General features: G+C 60.6%; 15 protein-coding genes. 3 read left to right on the forward strand and 12 right to left on the reverse strand.

The annotated features are described in order from the left end of the window. The first annotated feature begins 106 nt into the window (after window positions 1-106). Together WA145_RS05680 and WA145_RS05685 are read left to right on the forward strand one after the other, a co-directional pair. Complete coding sequence (locus WA145_RS05680; RefSeq protein WP_422580635.1) at window positions 107-2,191, forward strand: TonB-dependent siderophore receptor; 2,085 nt, start codon at window positions 107-109, stop codon at window positions 2,189-2,191. A 62-nt stretch (window positions 2,192-2,253) separates the two neighbouring features. Continuing rightward, on the forward strand, window positions 2,254-3,483 hold the full coding sequence (locus WA145_RS05685) for a PepSY-associated TM helix domain-containing protein (protein ID WP_422580636.1): 1,230 nt from the start codon (window positions 2,254-2,256) through the stop codon (window positions 3,481-3,483). On the opposite strand, the gene WA145_RS05690 is transcribed toward WA145_RS05685, so the two are convergent. Then, complete coding sequence (locus WA145_RS05690) at window positions 3,480-4,226, reverse strand: substrate-binding periplasmic protein (protein ID WP_422580637.1); 747 nt, start codon at window positions 4,224-4,226, stop codon at window positions 3,480-3,482. The two genes, WA145_RS05685 and WA145_RS05690, sit on opposite strands and share 4 nt — an antisense overlap. A gap of 278 nt (window positions 4,227-4,504) precedes the next feature. Here WA145_RS05690 and WA145_RS05695 point away from each other — a divergent pair, with 278 nt between their 5' ends. After that, window positions 4,505-6,172: a BCCT family transporter gene (locus tag WA145_RS05695; RefSeq protein ID WP_422580638.1), complete on the forward strand. Its 1,668-nt coding sequence runs from the start codon at window positions 4,505-4,507 to the stop codon at window positions 6,170-6,172. A gap of 503 nt (window positions 6,173-6,675) precedes the next feature. On the opposite strand, the gene WA145_RS05700 is transcribed toward WA145_RS05695, so the two are convergent. The 11 genes from WA145_RS05700 to WA145_RS05750 form a co-directional block, all read right to left on the reverse strand. After that, window positions 6,676-7,146 (reverse strand): hypothetical protein, encoded by a 471-nt coding sequence (locus WA145_RS05700; RefSeq protein ID WP_422580639.1) that lies wholly within the window; start codon window positions 7,144-7,146, stop codon window positions 6,676-6,678. Between the two features lie 38 nt (window positions 7,147-7,184). Continuing rightward, window positions 7,185-8,027 (reverse strand): hypothetical protein, encoded by an 843-nt coding sequence (locus tag WA145_RS05705; protein WP_422580640.1) that lies wholly within the window; start codon window positions 8,025-8,027, stop codon window positions 7,185-7,187. 658 nt (window positions 8,028-8,685) lie between these two features. Next, entirely contained in the window at window positions 8,686-9,396 is a 711-nt protein-coding gene (locus WA145_RS05710) for a 3'-5' exonuclease (RefSeq protein ID WP_422580641.1), read from the reverse strand. Beyond that, window positions 9,393-11,267 (reverse strand): DUF294 nucleotidyltransferase-like domain-containing protein, encoded by a 1,875-nt coding sequence (locus tag WA145_RS05715; RefSeq protein WP_422580642.1) that lies wholly within the window; start codon window positions 11,265-11,267, stop codon window positions 9,393-9,395. Before WA145_RS05715 ends, WA145_RS05710 begins: the two co-directional genes overlap by 4 nt. A gap of 516 nt (window positions 11,268-11,783) precedes the next feature. Continuing rightward, window positions 11,784-12,020 (reverse strand): hypothetical protein, encoded by a 237-nt coding sequence (locus WA145_RS05720; RefSeq protein WP_422580643.1) that lies wholly within the window; start codon window positions 12,018-12,020, stop codon window positions 11,784-11,786. 237 nt (window positions 12,021-12,257) lie between these two features. Further along, window positions 12,258-12,440, reverse strand: a complete 183-nt coding sequence (locus WA145_RS05725) for a DUF1289 domain-containing protein (RefSeq protein ID WP_422580644.1) — start codon at window positions 12,438-12,440, stop codon at window positions 12,258-12,260. 3 nt (window positions 12,441-12,443) lie between these two features. Then, a complete protein-coding gene (locus WA145_RS05730; protein WP_422580645.1) occupies window positions 12,444-12,815 on the reverse strand; it encodes a hypothetical protein in 372 nt (123 codons plus the stop codon). Window positions 12,816-12,914: 99 nt separating this feature from the next. Continuing rightward, window positions 12,915-13,787: a metal ABC transporter substrate-binding protein gene (locus tag WA145_RS05735; RefSeq protein WP_422580646.1), complete on the reverse strand. Its 873-nt coding sequence runs from the start codon at window positions 13,785-13,787 to the stop codon at window positions 12,915-12,917. A 9-nt stretch (window positions 13,788-13,796) separates the two neighbouring features. Further along, window positions 13,797-14,618, reverse strand: a complete 822-nt coding sequence (locus WA145_RS05740; protein WP_422580649.1) for a metal ABC transporter permease — start codon at window positions 14,616-14,618, stop codon at window positions 13,797-13,799. A gap of 41 nt (window positions 14,619-14,659) precedes the next feature. Then, window positions 14,660-15,331 (reverse strand): metal ABC transporter ATP-binding protein, encoded by a 672-nt coding sequence (locus WA145_RS05745; protein ID WP_422580647.1) that lies wholly within the window; start codon window positions 15,329-15,331, stop codon window positions 14,660-14,662. After that, on the reverse strand, window positions 15,328-15,488 hold a 161-nt coding region (locus WA145_RS05750; RefSeq protein ID WP_422580650.1), incomplete at its 5' end, for a GTP cyclohydrolase, FolE2/MptA family. The genes WA145_RS05745 and WA145_RS05750, both read right to left, overlap by 4 nt.

Genomic DNA, 15,488 nt, shown 5'->3' on the forward strand with positions numbered 1-15,488 from the left:
ATTTGCGTCGGCGTGTTTCGATTACCGCTGCGCATGCTGCTAAGCACCTCCTGCAAGCACGGACGCCCCTGCAGGGCATTCGATTTTCGCATTGGGGAGAGTCCTTGTGTTGTCCAGAAAGACCCGTCTAGCCGTGGCCATTGCCGCCGCCTGCAGTTTCAATCACGCCCTGGCCGCTACAGACACGGCGGTGCAACTCGATGCCCAGACCGTCGTCGGCAGTACCGACGATGCCCAGCCCGACAGCTATAAGGCGCAGCCGAGCAGCGCCGCCACCAAGCTGGAACTGACCCCACGGCAGACGCCGCAATCGATTTCCACCATCACTGGCGCGCAGCTGGAAGATTTCAAGCTCGACAGCGTCAATGACGCGCTGAAGTACACCACCGGGGTCTCGGTGGAAGAGGTGGAGACCGACCGCACCTACTTCACTGCCCGCGGTTTTGACATCACTAATTTCCAGTACGACGGCATCGGCATGCCCTTCGTTTATGGGAACCTCGATGGCAGCATCGACACTGCACCTTTTGAACGCATCGAGGTGGTACGGGGCGCTAATGGCTTGATGAGCGGCACCGGCAATCCGTCCGCCACCGTCAACTTCGTGCGCAAACGACCGACCCTGGCACCCCAGGCGCGCGTTGACCTGACGGGAGGCTCTTGGGATAAGCGGCGTATCGACGCCGATGTGTCTGGCGCGCTGACCGACGCGGGCAATATCCGTGGCCGTGCGGTCTATGCCCACGAGAATAAGAATTCCTATCTGGATCGCTATTCGCGGGAAAAGAACATCTTCCACGCTGTGGTCGATTTCGATCTCAGTGACAGCACGCTGTTCAGCCTCGGTCATACCCTGCAGGAGAGCGATGCCAATAGCCCGATGTGGGGCGCGCTACCGTTGACCTACACAGACGGCTCGCCAACTAAGTTTTCCCGCTCCACCAGCACTGCCAGCGACTGGTCCTATTGGGACAACCAGGAGCAGCGCACCTTCGCTGAATTAAGCCATCGTTTCGCCAATGGCTGGCAGGCCAAGGGCACGCTCACCCGGGTAGAGAAAGAGGGGGATGCCAAGCTGTTCTACGTGTACGGCACGCCGGATCGCAGCACGGGTCTGGGCTTGTTTTCCTATCCCTCGTTGTACGAGGACAAGAACACTCAGTCGATTGTTGACCTTAATCTCAGTGGGCCTTTTGCACTCGGCGGGCGTGAACATGAGCTGGTGCTCGGTGGCTCCTGGGCGAAATCCAAGTTGCAGGATGTATCCCACTATGGCCAGGGCATCGGTACCGCGCTTCCCCCATTGCAAGATTGGAATGGTGACTATCCTGAGCCGGCGTTCGACGCCGCCATTGGCGGCAGCGCCTTTACAGACACGCAGAAAAGCCTGTACTCGGCGGCGCGTCTGAGCCTTGCCGAGCCTCTAACGCTGATTCTCGGCGCTCGGGCGATCGATCATGAGAGCGAGGGGGAAAGCTATAACCGCCCGCGCTCCCGTGAAGACCGTGATATCACGCCTTATGCCGGCCTGGTTTACGACCTCAACGAGCAATACTCGTTGTACGTCAGTTACACCGAAATCTTTGACCCTCAGGCTAAGCTTGACCGTAATGGCGACCGCCTGGAGCCCCTGCAAGGCAAGAGCTATGAAGCCGGTATCAAGGGCGAATTGCTTGATGGCAAGCTCAACCTGACTGTCGCAACGTTCCGTACCCAGCAGGCGAATGTTCCGGAGTCGGGTGGTTTCGTCGCTGGCCAGCAGGTGTTCAACGCCGCCAATTACCTCAGCGAAGGCTATGAGGTGGAAGTCTCCGGCGAGCTGCTGTCCGGCCTGCAGGCGATGGCCGGTTACACCTTCGTCGATATCCAGGACGAACAACACAAGCACGGCCGCACTTATGCGCCCAAGCATATGCTGCGCTCGTCTCTCACCTACCGTATTCCGCAGCTTGAGCGGGTCAAGGTCGGTGCCAGCCTCAATTGGCAGGACGATATCCACAACGGCAGCGCCGAGCAGGACGCCTATGCCCTGGTCAACCTGATGGCCAGTTACGACATCGATCCGAACTGGAGCGTTTCGGCCAACCTCAACAACCTCACCGACGAGAAGTACCTGAGCAGCCTCTACTGGACTCAGGCGTATTACGGTGCGCCGCGTAACGCCAGCATGACAGTCAGCTGGAAATACTAAAAAGCGCCGGTGCCGGTGCCGCGAGGCTACCGGCATCTGGCTGTACCTTGACGAGAAAAGCCATGCGTTCCGCTTTTGTAGTTCTGCACCGTTGGTTCGGCCTGTTTATTGCCGTGTTCCTGTTTGTCTCCGGGCTGACCGGGGCGGTAATTTCCTGGGATCACGAGATCGACGAATGGCTTAATCCACAGCTGTTCGAGGCCCGCAGCGAGGGGTCGGTGCAAACGCCGCAAGCCCTGGCGGCGCAGCTGGAGGCGCGTGATCCGCGTCTGCAAGTCGGCTTTATGCCGCTGTATACCGAGCCCGGTCACGCCTTCGGCGTCAGCGTCAACCCGCGCCTCGATCCGGTCACTGGCAAGGCCTATGAGCTTGATTTCAACCAGGTTGTGCTCGACCCGGTGACTGGCGAGGAGCAGGGGCGGCGCATGTGGGGCGCGGTGTCGCTGAGCCGTGAAAACCTCATGCCGTTCCTCTACAAGCTGCACTACAGCCTGCATATCCCCGACGGTTTCGGCATGGAGCTGGGCATTCTGTTGTTCGGTATTGTCGCCATCGTCTGGACCCTGGATTGCTTTATCGCCCTGTGGCTGTCGTTTCCCAGCTGGCGCGCCTGGCGCAAGTCCTTCGCCTTTCGCTGGCAGCAGGGCGGCTACAAGCTCAATTTCGACCTGCACCGCTCCGGCGGGGTGTGGATCTGGGGCTTGCTGCTGATACTGGCGGTCACCTCGGTGTCGATGAACCTCAACGTGCAGGTAACCCGGCCGCTGGTTGAGCTGTTTTCGCCGCTGACCCCCAGCCCGTTCGCCAGCCGTACCCCGGTCAGCCTCGATCAGCAGCAGCAACCGGGCATCAGCCGCGCCGAGGCCGTCAGCCTGGCAGCCGCCGAAGCGACGCGGCTGGGATTGGATAAACCGCCGGGCGGGGTGTTCTATTCGCCGGAATTCGATGTCTACGGCGTGGGCTTCTACACCGCCGAAAACGATCACGGCGACGGCGGCTTGGGCAATCCCTGGTTGTACCTGGACGGCCAGAGCGGCGCGCTGGCAGGCACGCAGATTCCAGGCACAGGCAGTGCCGGGGATATTTTTATGCAGGCGCAGTTCCCCCTGCATTCCGGGCGGATTCTCGGCATGCCGGGGCGCATTCTGGTCTCGCTGCTGGGGTTGGCAGTGGCCATGCTGTCGCTGACCGGCATCGTTATCTGGGCCAAGAAGCGCCGCTCACGGGTGTTAAGTGAGCGACGTAACCAGCACCGTGGTTTGGCCGGCCAGGGGGCAGTGCCGCAGCCCTAATAGCCGTTAAGCGGGTCGCTGATGCCGTGGCGTTCTTTTAGCGTTTGCACCAGCGCGGCCTGGCTGCTGAGGAAGGCGTCGAACTGCGCGATCACCTCGGGGTGCTGGATGCTCGAGAGGAAGTAGTGGTCATCCTGATAAGGCAGGCTGGGGTCGAATACCAGACCGTTTTCCGCGTTGTTGTACAGCTGGTGACGCACCACTTGCGGGTTGAGGTAAACGCCGTCGACCCGGTCGCTCATGGCCATGGCCAGCAGCGAGTCGATCTGATTGGCCTGGATCAGCAGAATCTTGCCGGCCTTGATCTCATCCAGATACGGCCAGGGGGTAAAGCCGCGCTGCGTACCGAGGCGACGTAGGCGCTCTTTACCCTTGCCGAGAAACTGCGGCTTGACCAGTACGCCGTCGATGGCCGCCGCCGCTGCCTGGCTGTAATTCAGGCTGTGGCCTTGTTTCAGGTCGGCGTTCCAGCGCGGGTTGTCCGGGTATTTGAAATCCACCCGGCCGTTGAGGAAGTCGTTGAGCAGGCGCCGCACCGGCAGCGGCTGGTAGATAAATTCATGGCCCTGGTGCGCCGCAAAGGCGTCGAGCAGGTCGCGGCCATAGCCCAGGTATTGGCCATCCTGCACGTTGGAGTAAGGCAAGTAGGGCTGCAGCTCGACCCCGACCTTGAAGGTCTCGGCCTGTGTCAGCGAGGCCAGGGTAAAAGGCAGGCAGGCCAGCAGCGTCAGCAATGCTCTCATCAGCGATATCTCGAACAGCGACCCCGAGCAGGCCGTAGGCCAACCATAGCTAATTGCCTCGCCTTGCGGGAGGCAAAGTGCCGAGAAAATCTGACCCAATAGACCAAATAACCACCGCGTCGCGGGCTGCAATGGCCGCCAATACTGGCCTTGCGCCTGCACGCAGGGGCTATGGCTGTTACCCTATGCCCCGCAGTCGCCGGTTCGGGCGGCTGTACGAGTAGGGCAATCCGTCCTCGTGCGCGTAATGCGTGCCACACGCCAAAGGAGCATTCCATATGGGAAAAGACCCTTCGTCTGACACGACCCCGCAACCAGAAGCGGCAATTCTGGACGGCATCCCCGCCCCTTCGGGCGAGGCCAATCTGATCGACACCGACTACGTCATCGGTCAGGACAATATCAAGGGACAGTTTTTGTTTCCCCTCGACATCCACGGCAAGGTTTTCAGCATCTCGGCACTGACCATCGTGCTGTTTGTGGTGCTAACCCTGGCCCTGCAAAACCAGGTCGAGCCCTTATTCAGCGCCATGCGTGGCTGGCTTACCAGCAACCTGGCCTGGTTCTTCCTCGGTTCGGCAAACATCTTCGTGCTGCTCTGCCTCGGCCTGATCATCTCGCCGCTGGGCAAGGTACGCCTCGGCGGCATGGATGCCACGGCGGACTACAGTTACGTCGGCTGGTTCTCCATGTTGTTCGCCGCCGGTATGGGCATCGGCCTGATGTTCTACGGCGTGGCCGAGCCGATGTCGCACTTCTCATCCGCCATGGGCGGGGTCAGCGTCGGTGCGGACGGTGTGCGTACCGACTGGGCCCCACTGGGCGCAGCTGCCGGTGATGCCGAAGCCGCGGCGCGTTTGGGCATGGCCGCGACCATCTTCCACTGGGGCCTGCACCCCTGGGCGATCTACGCCATCGTCGCCCTGGCGCTGGCGCTGTTCTCCTTCAACAAGGGCCTGCCGCTGTCGATCCGCTCGATTTTTTACCCGATTCTCGGTGAGCGCGTGTGGGGCTGGCCGGGGCATGTGATCGACATCCTCGCGGTGTTCGCTACCCTGTTTGGCCTGGCCACCTCCCTGGGCCTGGGTGCGGAACAGGCAGCAGCCGGCCTGGACAAACTGTTTGGCATCGCTGCCACGGACACCAGCAAGGTGCTGCTGATTATCGGCATTACCGCCATCGCCCTGCTGTCGGTGCTGGCTGGCCTGGATAAAGGGGTCAAACGCCTGTCCGAGCTGAACATGGGCCTGGCCATCTTGCTGCTGCTGTTCGTGATCATCGCCGGGCCGACGCTGGCCATCCTCACCGGCTTCTTCGACAACCTCGGCGCGTACCTGCAGCACCTGCCGGCGCTGTCCAACCCGATTGCCCGTGAAGACGCCAACTTCAGCCAAGGCTGGACGGCCTTCTACTGGGCCTGGTGGATCAGCTGGTCGCCGTTCGTGGGCATGTTTATCGCCCGCGTCAGCCGTGGCCGTACCGTGCGCGAGTTTTTGATCGCCGTGCTGCTGGTGCCGTCGCTGGTGTCGGTGCTGTGGATGACCGCTTTCGGTGGCACCGGTATCAGTCAGCTGGTTGGTGATGGCTTTACCGGCGTGCAGGACGCCGCCCTGGAGCTGAAGCTGTTCGCCATGCTGGCGGAACTGCCGTTGGCCGAGATCAGCTCGTTTATCGGCATCGTGCTGGTGATCGTGTTCTTCGTCACCTCGTCGGACTCCGGTTCCCTGGTGATCGACACCATCACCGCCGGCGGCAAGGTCAACGCGCCCGTGCCGCAGCGGGTGTTCTGGGTGATTATCGAAGGCATCATCGCCATCGCCCTGCTGCTCGGCGGCGGCCTGGTGGCCCTGCAGGCCATGGCGGTGTCGACGGGGTTGCCGTTTACCATCGTGCTGTTGCTGGGCTGTATTTCCATCGTCAAAGGCTTGATAAGCGAACCGCGCTGACCATTGCTTTTGGGTAGTACAAGAGCGCGCCTTCGGGCGCGCTTTTTTATGCCCGGGGTTTGTATGGGCTGGCGCCTGTAGGAGCGGCCCATGGCCGCGATGCTTTGCTTTGCCATCGGTGTTCGGCATTGCACCGTGTGCGCTGATGGCTTGTGTTGCGCCCCCTCGGGCGCGTCACTTTTTCTTGCTTGCCCAAGAAAAAGTAACCAAAAAGAAGGGCACCCCGGCATCCGGGTCTCGCTGCGCTCGACTTCCCTCCCTCCGGCACTGCTCCGGGGGCCGGCGTACATGGGCCATCCCTGGCCCATTACGCCTCTCGCCGCATCCATGCGGCTCGTCCCCCTACGCAGTGCCTGCGCTCGGCCTTCTGACGGGGGATTTGGCGCGCGGCTGGAAGTGCGATGTATCTGAGCTGGAAATAACTAAAAACGAGCGGAAAAGAGCATGTGTGTTTGTTTGATATCGTGAAATAAATTTGTTAACTTTACGCTAAATGAAAAATTTCACTGCAATAAGCCAAGCAAACTAAATATTGAAAATAGTGCAGACGATGCGCCAAATATACCGGTTGTCCAAAAGGTTACTCTGAATGATTGGCCATAAGTCCAGTGGCGTATCCACGAATTGCCAGTTGAGCACGCCTCATTAGTTAGTGCGGACTCACCCTTAAACAGATGTACGGTGTCTATTGGAAATACGGACTCTAGTGACGCCATGGCTAACTCTGCACTTTTCATGAGCGAGCAAACTCGTTGGTCAAGCTTCCAGAATATGAACGAGATAAATGCTAATAGAATGCCAAGGAAAACGCCAAGCAAAGTTAAGTTCTTATCGCTTTGCAATGATGCTGCTATTCCTGCAGATATTAACCCTGTGGCGACAAGAAAGAAGTTAAATACAGTCATGCGCTGATTTGCATGTAATTCAAAATAGCGCCAAGCGTGGTCGAGAGATTTTTCGTGGAAATCAGTCATATTTTCCCTCTCGCAAAGCGAACGGTTTTAACAAATAATTAGGTTTTTTCTTGATATACAACTGAGGCTGCCATTAAGGCTTCTAATGAAAATCGGCGATAGAATTTAACAAAAGCCATAAACAGTAGATAGCAGAGCATTGACAAGAGCAAGAGTGTAGCGCTGGCTGTTAGCGGTGGAGTTCTTTGCTCTATTGCGTGCCAAACCATTGCCCAGAAGAACAAAATAGAAAGCAGGGTCAATGTTCTTAAGAAACCATACAGGGCGACGTAATTTTGCATTTTCGGTAAATGATTCGGAGCATGCTCGACTGCGTAGTGATAGGCGTAATGAAAGAAGTCGGTATCACTTGCCTTTCCATGTTTTTCTGGTGCCTTTAGTCCGCCCTTTGATTTCATTAGGGCATAGATTTTGTCCTTTATTAAATTTGCCAACATTGCATCAAGTGGTTTGGCATATAGTTCTCTGAGGCCAAGAAATTTTCCAATGAAGAAGTCCATTAGTGACACTGGCAGTATTATTACGAAAACTAACAGTCGAATTGCTAGGCGAAGGTTTTTATTGCTTGAGAATGAAAAATAACCGGAGCCCTTGACACCTAATAGATATTTAGATGGATAACCCATTGCCCATAAAGAGTATCTCTCAATGGTAACAGATGATATGAAACTTAATATGTGGCCGAAAGTGTAAGCCAGTAATACAAAAGGTACGTAGGCTTCCGCTTTTTCTAGACCGATGGAGTTTGCGATACTTTCTAAAGATGCGGATTGCGATTGTGCGTGCTGATAGGCTGCAAGGCAGGAATACAGAAACAGTGCTCCAGGCGTGAAATAGCCTAGAAAGTCATAAAACGAAAATGGGTTCTGTTTTAATTCCATGGATATGCCTTAAACCTAACTATTAATTTTGCGACACGCATGTCGTGAGATCTGTCGAATAAACTTCTTGGTCGTCGGTTAAGTCTGCGCTTGCCTTAAAGGTGTTCGCAGCAACGCGAAAGCACCAGTATAGGTAAACGCGACATGGCGGACGGTAAGCCCCAGCTACTGGCGAAATGCTGGCATGCCTGAGCCAGAAGCTAATTCATTCGAGCCGAGGCTGTCCATTACGCAATCAGGCCTCGCTTTTGCCTTTCCCAGTCAGTACAGAAACATCAGCCGCGCACCAAATCCCCGTCAGGAGGCCGAGCGGAGGTGTTGTGTAGGGGGACGAGCCGCAGGGATGCGGCGAGAGGCTTAAAGGGCCAGGGATGGCCCTTGTAAGCCGGCCCCCGGAGCGGCACCGGAGGGAGGGAAGTTGAGCGAAGCGAAACCCGGATGCAGGGGCGTGTTTCTTTTGCTTACTTTTCTTTGCACGGGCAAAGAAAAGTGAGGCGCCCGAGGGGGCGCAACACGAAACATCAGCGCATACGGTGGTGTGCCGAGCACCTATGTAATAGCCGGGTAATGATGGGTATCGCGATGCTCAACCCATCCTACGGTGCCAGAAATATCAGCCCCGCGATGCAATGCCGAACACCGGCAGGGATAGCGCCCCTCAACTCCACAACTCCCCCACCGGCGTATCCGCCGCATAGCACGTCGCCACCTGCGCCTGCAGCAGCTCGGCGGTCGCCAGCGCATCGGTCAACGCATGGTGCGCCTGGTACAGCGGCAGGTTGTAGCGCAGGCGGCTGTCGGCCAACCGGATCGACAGCGGCTGGCGGCCCAACAAGCGGCCCAGCCAGCCCGGTTGGCGCTTGGGATACAGGCGCGCCTCCAGCTGCATGGTGTCGATCACCGGGAACTGTAACCCCTCACCCAGCTGCTGACGCAGCGCCTGGTCGAGAAAGCTGCGCTCGATGTGGCGGTAGTGCACCACCATCACCTTGCCGGCCATGGCGGTCAGCAGCTCGTCGAGGATCTGCCCCAGGCGCGGCGCGTGGCGGATGTCCGAGTGGGTGATGTGGTGGAAGGTCACCGATGCGCCGCTCAGCTCGCTGGCCGGTTTGACCACCCAGTAACGCGCCGCGCCGCAGCGGATGCGTTGCAGGCTAAAGGGCAGCAGGCCGAGGCTGACGATGGCGTGCTGGTTGGCATCCAGGCCGGTGGTTTCCACGTCCAGGGCCAGCAGCGGCACCTGCTCCAGCGGGGTGTCGGCGCTTACGCAGCCGGCCTGGTAGAAGGCGTGCAGGCGCGGGTCGCGGGCGTTGGCGGCGAGTTGGCTAAAACGAGCGGCCCAGTCCAGTGGCGTGGCGGGCGCCGTCACAGGTTTTTGCTCGGTTGCGCGGGGTAGCGAAAGCGCAGGAATTTCTGCGCGTTGCTGAGCACGCCAAAGGCTTCCTTGAGGTTGTGCCGATCACTGGCGGAGACTTTTTTCGGCTCGATGTAGTTGTTCGGCTGCGCGCCGTCGGCCGCCGCCATGGCCTGGTGGCGGGCACGTACCAGGCTGAGAAATTCCAGGGCGTAGCGCAGCTGGCTAAGGGCTTCGGGCTGCAGCAGTTTGGTTTTGCCGATGGCGTCGAGGCGCTCCAGGGAGTTCTGCGCCTTGCTGCCGCAGGCCAGGGCATGCACGCGGATCAGGTCGGTGAGCGGCGCGGTGCCACGGCCTTTGAGGTTGATGATGTGCTTCTGCTGGCCGTCGGTTTCCATCACAAAGGTGCGGAAGAAGCCCAGCGGCGGCGTGCGATTGAGCGCGTTGCGCGCCAGGGCGGCGAGGAAGGCGGGGTTGCTGCTGGCTTTCTGCGCGAGCAGGTCTTTGAGGTTTTCCACCAGTTCGATCTCGCCATACACGCCGTCGAGGTCGAAGAAGATGCAGCTGTGCAGCAGGGTTTGCGCCTTGGGGTTGTCGATCCACTGGCTGAAGTAGCCGCGCCAGACGCTCAGCGGCTGCCGCCACTGGGCGTTGCTGGCCATGATGCCGCCCTTGCAGTAGCTGTAACCGCAGGCGGCCAGGCCGTCGCTGACGAATTGCGCGAGGGCGGCGAAGTAGGCGTCGTGCTGCGCCGGGTCGAAGCGGTCATCGAGCACCAAGGCGTTGTCCTGATCGCTGACCAGCAACTGTTCATCGCGGGCCATGGAGCCGGCGACCATAAAGCAGTAGGGCACCGGCGGCGGGCCGAGTTTTTGCTCGGCCAGTTCCAGCAGGCGCTGGGTAAAGGCGCGGCCGATGCCGGCCATGGCGCTGCCGACCATATGCGCGGTGGCCTGCTGGTTGACCATGCGCACGAAGGTGCCGCGCAGGTCGGGCAGCAGGCTTTGCAGGCCGGCGACATCGGGCTGGTTGAAGATCGAGTTGACCAGGTACAGGCTGCTCTGTGACTCGTGGCGAATGATATCGCTCAGGCTGATCAGGCCGATGGGTCGGCGCCGCTGTACCACCGGCAAGTGGTGGATGTTGTGGCGCAGCATGGACAACATGGCGGCGAACACGCTGTCATCGGCCTGGATAGTGACGGGATTGGGCGACATCACCTGACTCACCGGCGTACTGCTCGCAAGTCCCGCGGCGAGCACGCGGGTGCGCAGGTCGCGGTCGGTGAGGATGCCGACCATGGCGGCGCTGGCGGCGTCGCCGTCGACAATCACCAGGGAGGACACGCTTTGCTCGGTCATCAGCTGGGCCGCCTGTTGCACCGGGGTGTCCAGACTGACGCAGACCGGCTGGCGCGAGATCAGCTTGCTGACCTTGAGCTGAACCAGTTCGCTGGCCTGGCCCTGGCTTTCCACCGCCGACTTGAGCCGCGACTGGCCTTCGGCCTCGACGAACTCGGCAAAGCCGTCGTGCGCTTCGCACAGCTGGGCGAACAGGGTGGCGGGGATAAAGTAGATCAGGCTGTCTTCAATCGCTCGTGCCGGAAAGCGCACCTTGTTGCTGCGCAGCAGGCCGGCCTGGCCGAAGATATCGCCCTCGCTCAGGCGGTTGTACAGCTCGCCGCTGCGCCGGTAGATTTCCACCGCGCCGCTGCGCACGTAGTGCAGTTCATGGATGGCCGCGCCGTACAGGAGGATGTCTGTGCCGGCCTTGAAGTAGGCCACCTCGACCTGGCGGGCGATGGCGTCGAGGCTGTCGTCGGGCAGCGCATCGAAGGGCGGAAAACGCTGCAGGTGGTCGCGGATCTCCAGTAACTCGATCTGCATGGGTGGCCTCGCAGTAACAGGCACTAGAGGATACGGCGATTGCCGGGTGCTGTCCGCCCTGCTGACGTTACCGGCTGTGCCGGCTAGGGTTTAGCGGCTGCGAGGATGACCCGATGGCTGGATCGCCACGGCTATGTTGAGTGCGTAATGCTCGGCCCTTGTCGAAACGGCCTTGCCCGCGATTCAGGTCACTAGAAAAACATCGCGGCCAAGGCCGCTCCTACGGCTGTAGGAAGCCCGCTAGTGCTGTTCGCAGGCGGTAAACAACACAGCGCGTTTTAACGGCCTGCTGTTCAAGGCGTGGCTATGCAAGGGGCGGGATTCTGGGTGGGGCTGGCGCTGCTTTTGATCTGCAAATGTCGCCAGATCGCCGCAAGCTGGCTCCTCCCAAGGGTGGAATCGCGTCGTCTGCTCGCGACCAATCCTCGGCACTGGTGTCGGGTCACAGATCATTTGTCGTGGAGCGCCCTTAGCCATCGGTTTGTAGGAGCCGGCCATGCCTACAGATTTGCGGCCCTAAGGCTTGCGAGTTTCCTGCAGCTTGGCCAGCAAGGCCTCGCTTTTCGCCAACTGCTCGGCTTCGCTGAGCTGTGGGTTGTCCAGCACGCTGTCGAGCTGTTCGATGAGCTCGCTCTGCCGGTTGATCCGTTCATCCAGCTTCTCCAGCTTGCGCTGGTTGTACCAGCTCCACAGCGCCAGGGCGCAGGCGGCCAGCACCACGGCGGCCAGTACGATTATCGTCAGGGTATTCATCGCCGCTCCAGGGTTTTGTGCATCAGCATGAGCGGCAAAATAACAGCGCCGCGCGTCACCGTCTGTGCCTGCTCCGCAGAAAATCCCTGGCTGGCAAAAAACCCCTGGGCCACCTGGCTGGCTTCGGTAAAGATGAACGTTGCCCCGCGGCTTTTATGCTCGGTTCTGCGGCCGCATACCGTGTCGCGGCTATGTCTTGCTCAAGGTGATTGAGTCGCTGTGGATTACCGCGCGAGGTCAGGGGTTTCTCTTATTCAGACTTTTCAGGCGTTGGCTGGCGCGTTGTACGGCGGCCATCTTCTCCGGGCGCTTCATGCGCTTCCACTGCTTGATCTCGGTCTTGCTGCGTCCACAGCTCAGGCACAGGTCGCCGCTCAACTGACAGAGCGACGTGCAGGGGTTCTCGATCTCCTTGGCCATGCTTTAGCGCTTGCTCGAACGCTGGCGCGCCAGGCGTTGTTGCCAGTTGCCGCCGTCGATTCGCAGGCACTGTTGTTCGTTGTCGAAATGCACATGGGCCGCCGGTGTGTCGAGTGCAATCGCCGCTGCCTGCAAGGCGGCAGCGGTGAGTGCCTGCATCAGGCGATCCTGCCCCTTGGCGATGGCGGCGTCCTGGTCGGCCTGGCTGGCGAAGACCCAGATCACCCGCAGGCTGTCGGGGAAGCGCTGGTAATCGACGTCATGGGTCAGCCATTGCAAGCCGACAATTTCTGCCTTGGCGGCTTCGCAGGCGTCGGTGAGGGTCGCGACCAGTGTCCGTTCGATCCGGCTTTGCTCGCGTTTGCTAAGGCTCATGGGCTTCCTTGGTGGTGTGGGCGTGCAGGATAACGCTTCAATGGGTTGTTTAGCGGACGACTGTCGCCCAGCCTGGCCTGTTCCCATGCAGCCAGAGGTTTATGGCTTGAGCGCGGCCAGCAGGGTGTCGAGGTTGTGCTTGAACATGCCCAGGTAGGTGCTGGCCGACCCCTCGCTGGCCAGGGCATCGGAGTAGAGGGTGCCGCCGACCTTGGCGCCGGCCTCGTTGGCGATCTGCTGGATCAGCCGTGGGTCGCGGATGTTTTCCACAAACACCGCCTTGATGCCCTCGGCGCGGATCTGCCGGATCAGTGCGGCCACTTCCGCTGCCGATGGCTCGTCCGCCGTGCTCAAGCCCTGCGGCGCGACAAATTTCAGGCCGTAGGCCTGGCCCAGGTAGGCGAAGGCGTCATGGCTGGTGACGATATTGCGCTGCGTAGGCGGCAGCAGGCCCAGGCCGGCGCGGGCTTCGACCAGCAGGCTACGGATCTGCGCCAGGTAGGCATCGCGCCCGGCGTTGTAATGCGCGGCATTTTGCGGGTCGGCCTGGCCCAGGGCTTTGGCGATGTTCTGCACATAGATTTCGGCATTGGCCAGGTTCTGCCAGGCATGCGGGTCGGGGACCTTTTCGCCGTCTTCATCGAGCATCAGCGGCAGCACTCCGGCGCTGGCGTCGATGCGTGTGCCGGGCGCCTCGCTGCTGGCCATCAGGCGCGCCAGCCAGGGCTCGAAGCCCAGGCCATTGGCGATAATCAGGTCGGCCGCGAACACTGCTTTGGCGTCTTCCGCGCTGGGCTGGTAGACGTGCGCGTCGGCATCGGCACCGACCAGGTTGCGAACTTCTAGCTTATCTCCGGCTATTTGCTGGGTAATATCGGCCAAAATGCTAAAACTGGTAACAACCTTGAGTTTGTCCTCGGCGTGTGCGAGGAGGGCAAAACTCAAGGTCAGCAGGGCAATCAGGGTGCGCATGGTGGTTCCTCAATGGGCGGCAGATAAACCGGCTTGGCGGCGCAGCAGGCCATTCAGCGGCCCGAGCAGTACGGAGCAGATATAGGCCAGGCCGGCGAGCAGCACGATGCACGGGCCGCTGGGCAGGTTGGCGTAGTAGGACAGCAGCAGGCCGAGCCAGACGCAGAGCGCGCCGATAAGTGCGGCCAGCAGCAACATGCGCGGCAGATGACGGCTCCAGAAGCGTGCGGCGGCGGCCGGCAGCATCATCAGGCCAACCACCATCAGCGCACCGATGGCCTGAAAGCCGACCACCAGGTTGAGCACCACCAGGCCGAGAAACAGCCCGTAGGCCAACGGCCCGAAGCGGCTGACGCCGGCGAGAAACAGCGGATCGAGGCTGTCCAGCAGCAACCAGCGGTAGATCAGGGCGAGTAGCATTAGGCTGCCGATGGAGACCAGCAGCATGCCATTCAGGGTTGGCGGGTCCACGGCCAGCACCGAGCCGAACAGCAGGTGCAGCAGATCGAGTTTGTTGCCGGCCAAGCCCAGTAGCAATACGCCGCTGGCCAGGGAAATCGGGTAAATGGCGGCCAGGCTGGCGTCTTCACCCAGGCCGGTGCGCCGGGTTATCCATGCCGCTAGGCCCGCCATGCCCAGGCCCGCGACCAAGCCGCCGAAGGTCAGCGCCGGCAGGCTCAGGCCAAATAGCCAGAAACCCACGGCGGCGCCGGGCAAAATGCCGTGGGCGATGGCATCACCCATCAGGCTCAAACGCCGCAACACCAGAAATACCCCCAGTGGTGCGGCACTCACGGCCAGCGCCACACCGCCAATCAGCGCACGGCGCATAAAGGCGAACTCGACAAAGGGGTTCCAGAGCAGCTCCAGGCTCACGCCACCTGCTCCAGAGGCGAGCGCTGGCCCATCAGCTCGTGGGTCGGCGCAAAAATGCAGCCGCTGCGCGATACCAGCAGGGCGTTATCCAGGTGCTGGCTCATGTTGCTGATGGCGTGGCTGACCACGATCTGCGTGCGGCCCTGTTCCTGCCAGCGTTGGATGTGCTGCCAAAGCAGGCTCAGGCCCTGTTTATCCAGGGCAGCCTCCGGCTCATCGAGCAAGAGAACCTGCGCATCGGTCAGGCTCAGGCGGGCGAGCAGGGCGCGCTGCAATTCGCCGCCGGACAGCGCTTGCAGGCTGTGCTGTTGCAAATCCAGCAGGCCCCAGTCGGCCAGGGCTTGCTGCAGGCATGCCTGACGCTGCTGGCGATTGAGCGGGCTGCGCCATAAGCCGGCGCTGACCAAATCGTGCAATTTAATCGGGAATTGCCGGTCCAGCGCCTGCTGTTGCACCAGATAAGCCACCCCGCCCAGGCGCGGCACTGCGAGTTCGATATCGCCACGCAGCGGCTGCTGGATGCCGGCAATCACCTTAAGCAGGCTGCTTTTGCCGCAGCCGTTAGCGCCGATCACGCCCGTCAGGCTGGCGCGCGCCAGGTGCAGATTCAATGGCGGGGTCAGCGGGTGGCCGGCAGGGCCCCATTGCAGGTTGTGGCAGTGGATCATGCCGGGCTCCAGTTCCAGCGACTGGAGGCCACCGCATCATGGGCGTGCAGACTTTCCGCATGCACCACGCGCAGCTGGAAGGCGCTGAGTTCGGGCTGTAGCAACAGGGCGCTGTGCAGGCGGCGGGCGGCGTCTTCGCAGAACATCAGGTTCTGCC

The sequence above is a fragment of the Pseudomonas sp. genome (assembly GCF_049301935.1).
GTDB lineage: Bacteria > Pseudomonadota > Gammaproteobacteria > Pseudomonadales > Pseudomonadaceae > Aquipseudomonas.

What these genes read in the sequence shown, in the direction of transcription:
- WA145_RS05685 (WP_422580636.1), top strand. Translation starts at nt 2,254, where the DNA reads ATGCGTTCCGCTTTTGTAGTTCTGCACCGTTGGTTCGGCCTGTTTATT.
- WA145_RS05690 (WP_422580637.1), bottom strand. Translation starts at nt 4,226, where the DNA reads ATGAGAGCATTGCTGACGCTGCTGGCCTGCCTGCCTTTTACCCTGGCC.
- WA145_RS05695 (WP_422580638.1), top strand. Translation starts at nt 4,505, where the DNA reads ATGGGAAAAGACCCTTCGTCTGACACGACCCCGCAACCAGAAGCGGCA.
- WA145_RS05700 (WP_422580639.1), bottom strand. Translation starts at nt 7,146, where the DNA reads ATGACTGATTTCCACGAAAAATCTCTCGACCACGCTTGGCGCTATTTT.
- WA145_RS05705 (WP_422580640.1), bottom strand. Translation starts at nt 8,027, where the DNA reads ATGGAATTAAAACAGAACCCATTTTCGTTTTATGACTTTCTAGGCTAT.
- WA145_RS05715 (WP_422580642.1), bottom strand. Translation starts at nt 11,267, where the DNA reads ATGCAGATCGAGTTACTGGAGATCCGCGACCACCTGCAGCGTTTTCCG.
- WA145_RS05720 (WP_422580643.1), bottom strand. Translation starts at nt 12,020, where the DNA reads ATGAATACCCTGACGATAATCGTACTGGCCGCCGTGGTGCTGGCCGCC.
- WA145_RS05725 (WP_422580644.1), bottom strand. Translation starts at nt 12,440, where the DNA reads ATGGCCAAGGAGATCGAGAACCCCTGCACGTCGCTCTGTCAGTTGAGC.
- WA145_RS05730 (WP_422580645.1), bottom strand. Translation starts at nt 12,815, where the DNA reads ATGAGCCTTAGCAAACGCGAGCAAAGCCGGATCGAACGGACACTGGTC.
- WA145_RS05735 (WP_422580646.1), bottom strand. Translation starts at nt 13,787, where the DNA reads ATGCGCACCCTGATTGCCCTGCTGACCTTGAGTTTTGCCCTCCTCGCA.
- WA145_RS05740 (WP_422580649.1), bottom strand. Translation starts at nt 14,618, where the DNA reads ATGCGCCGTGCGCTGATTGGCGGTGTGGCGCTGGCCGTGAGTGCCGCA.
- WA145_RS05745 (WP_422580647.1), bottom strand. Translation starts at nt 15,331, where the DNA reads ATGATCCACTGCCACAACCTGCAATGGGGCCCTGCCGGCCACCCGCTG.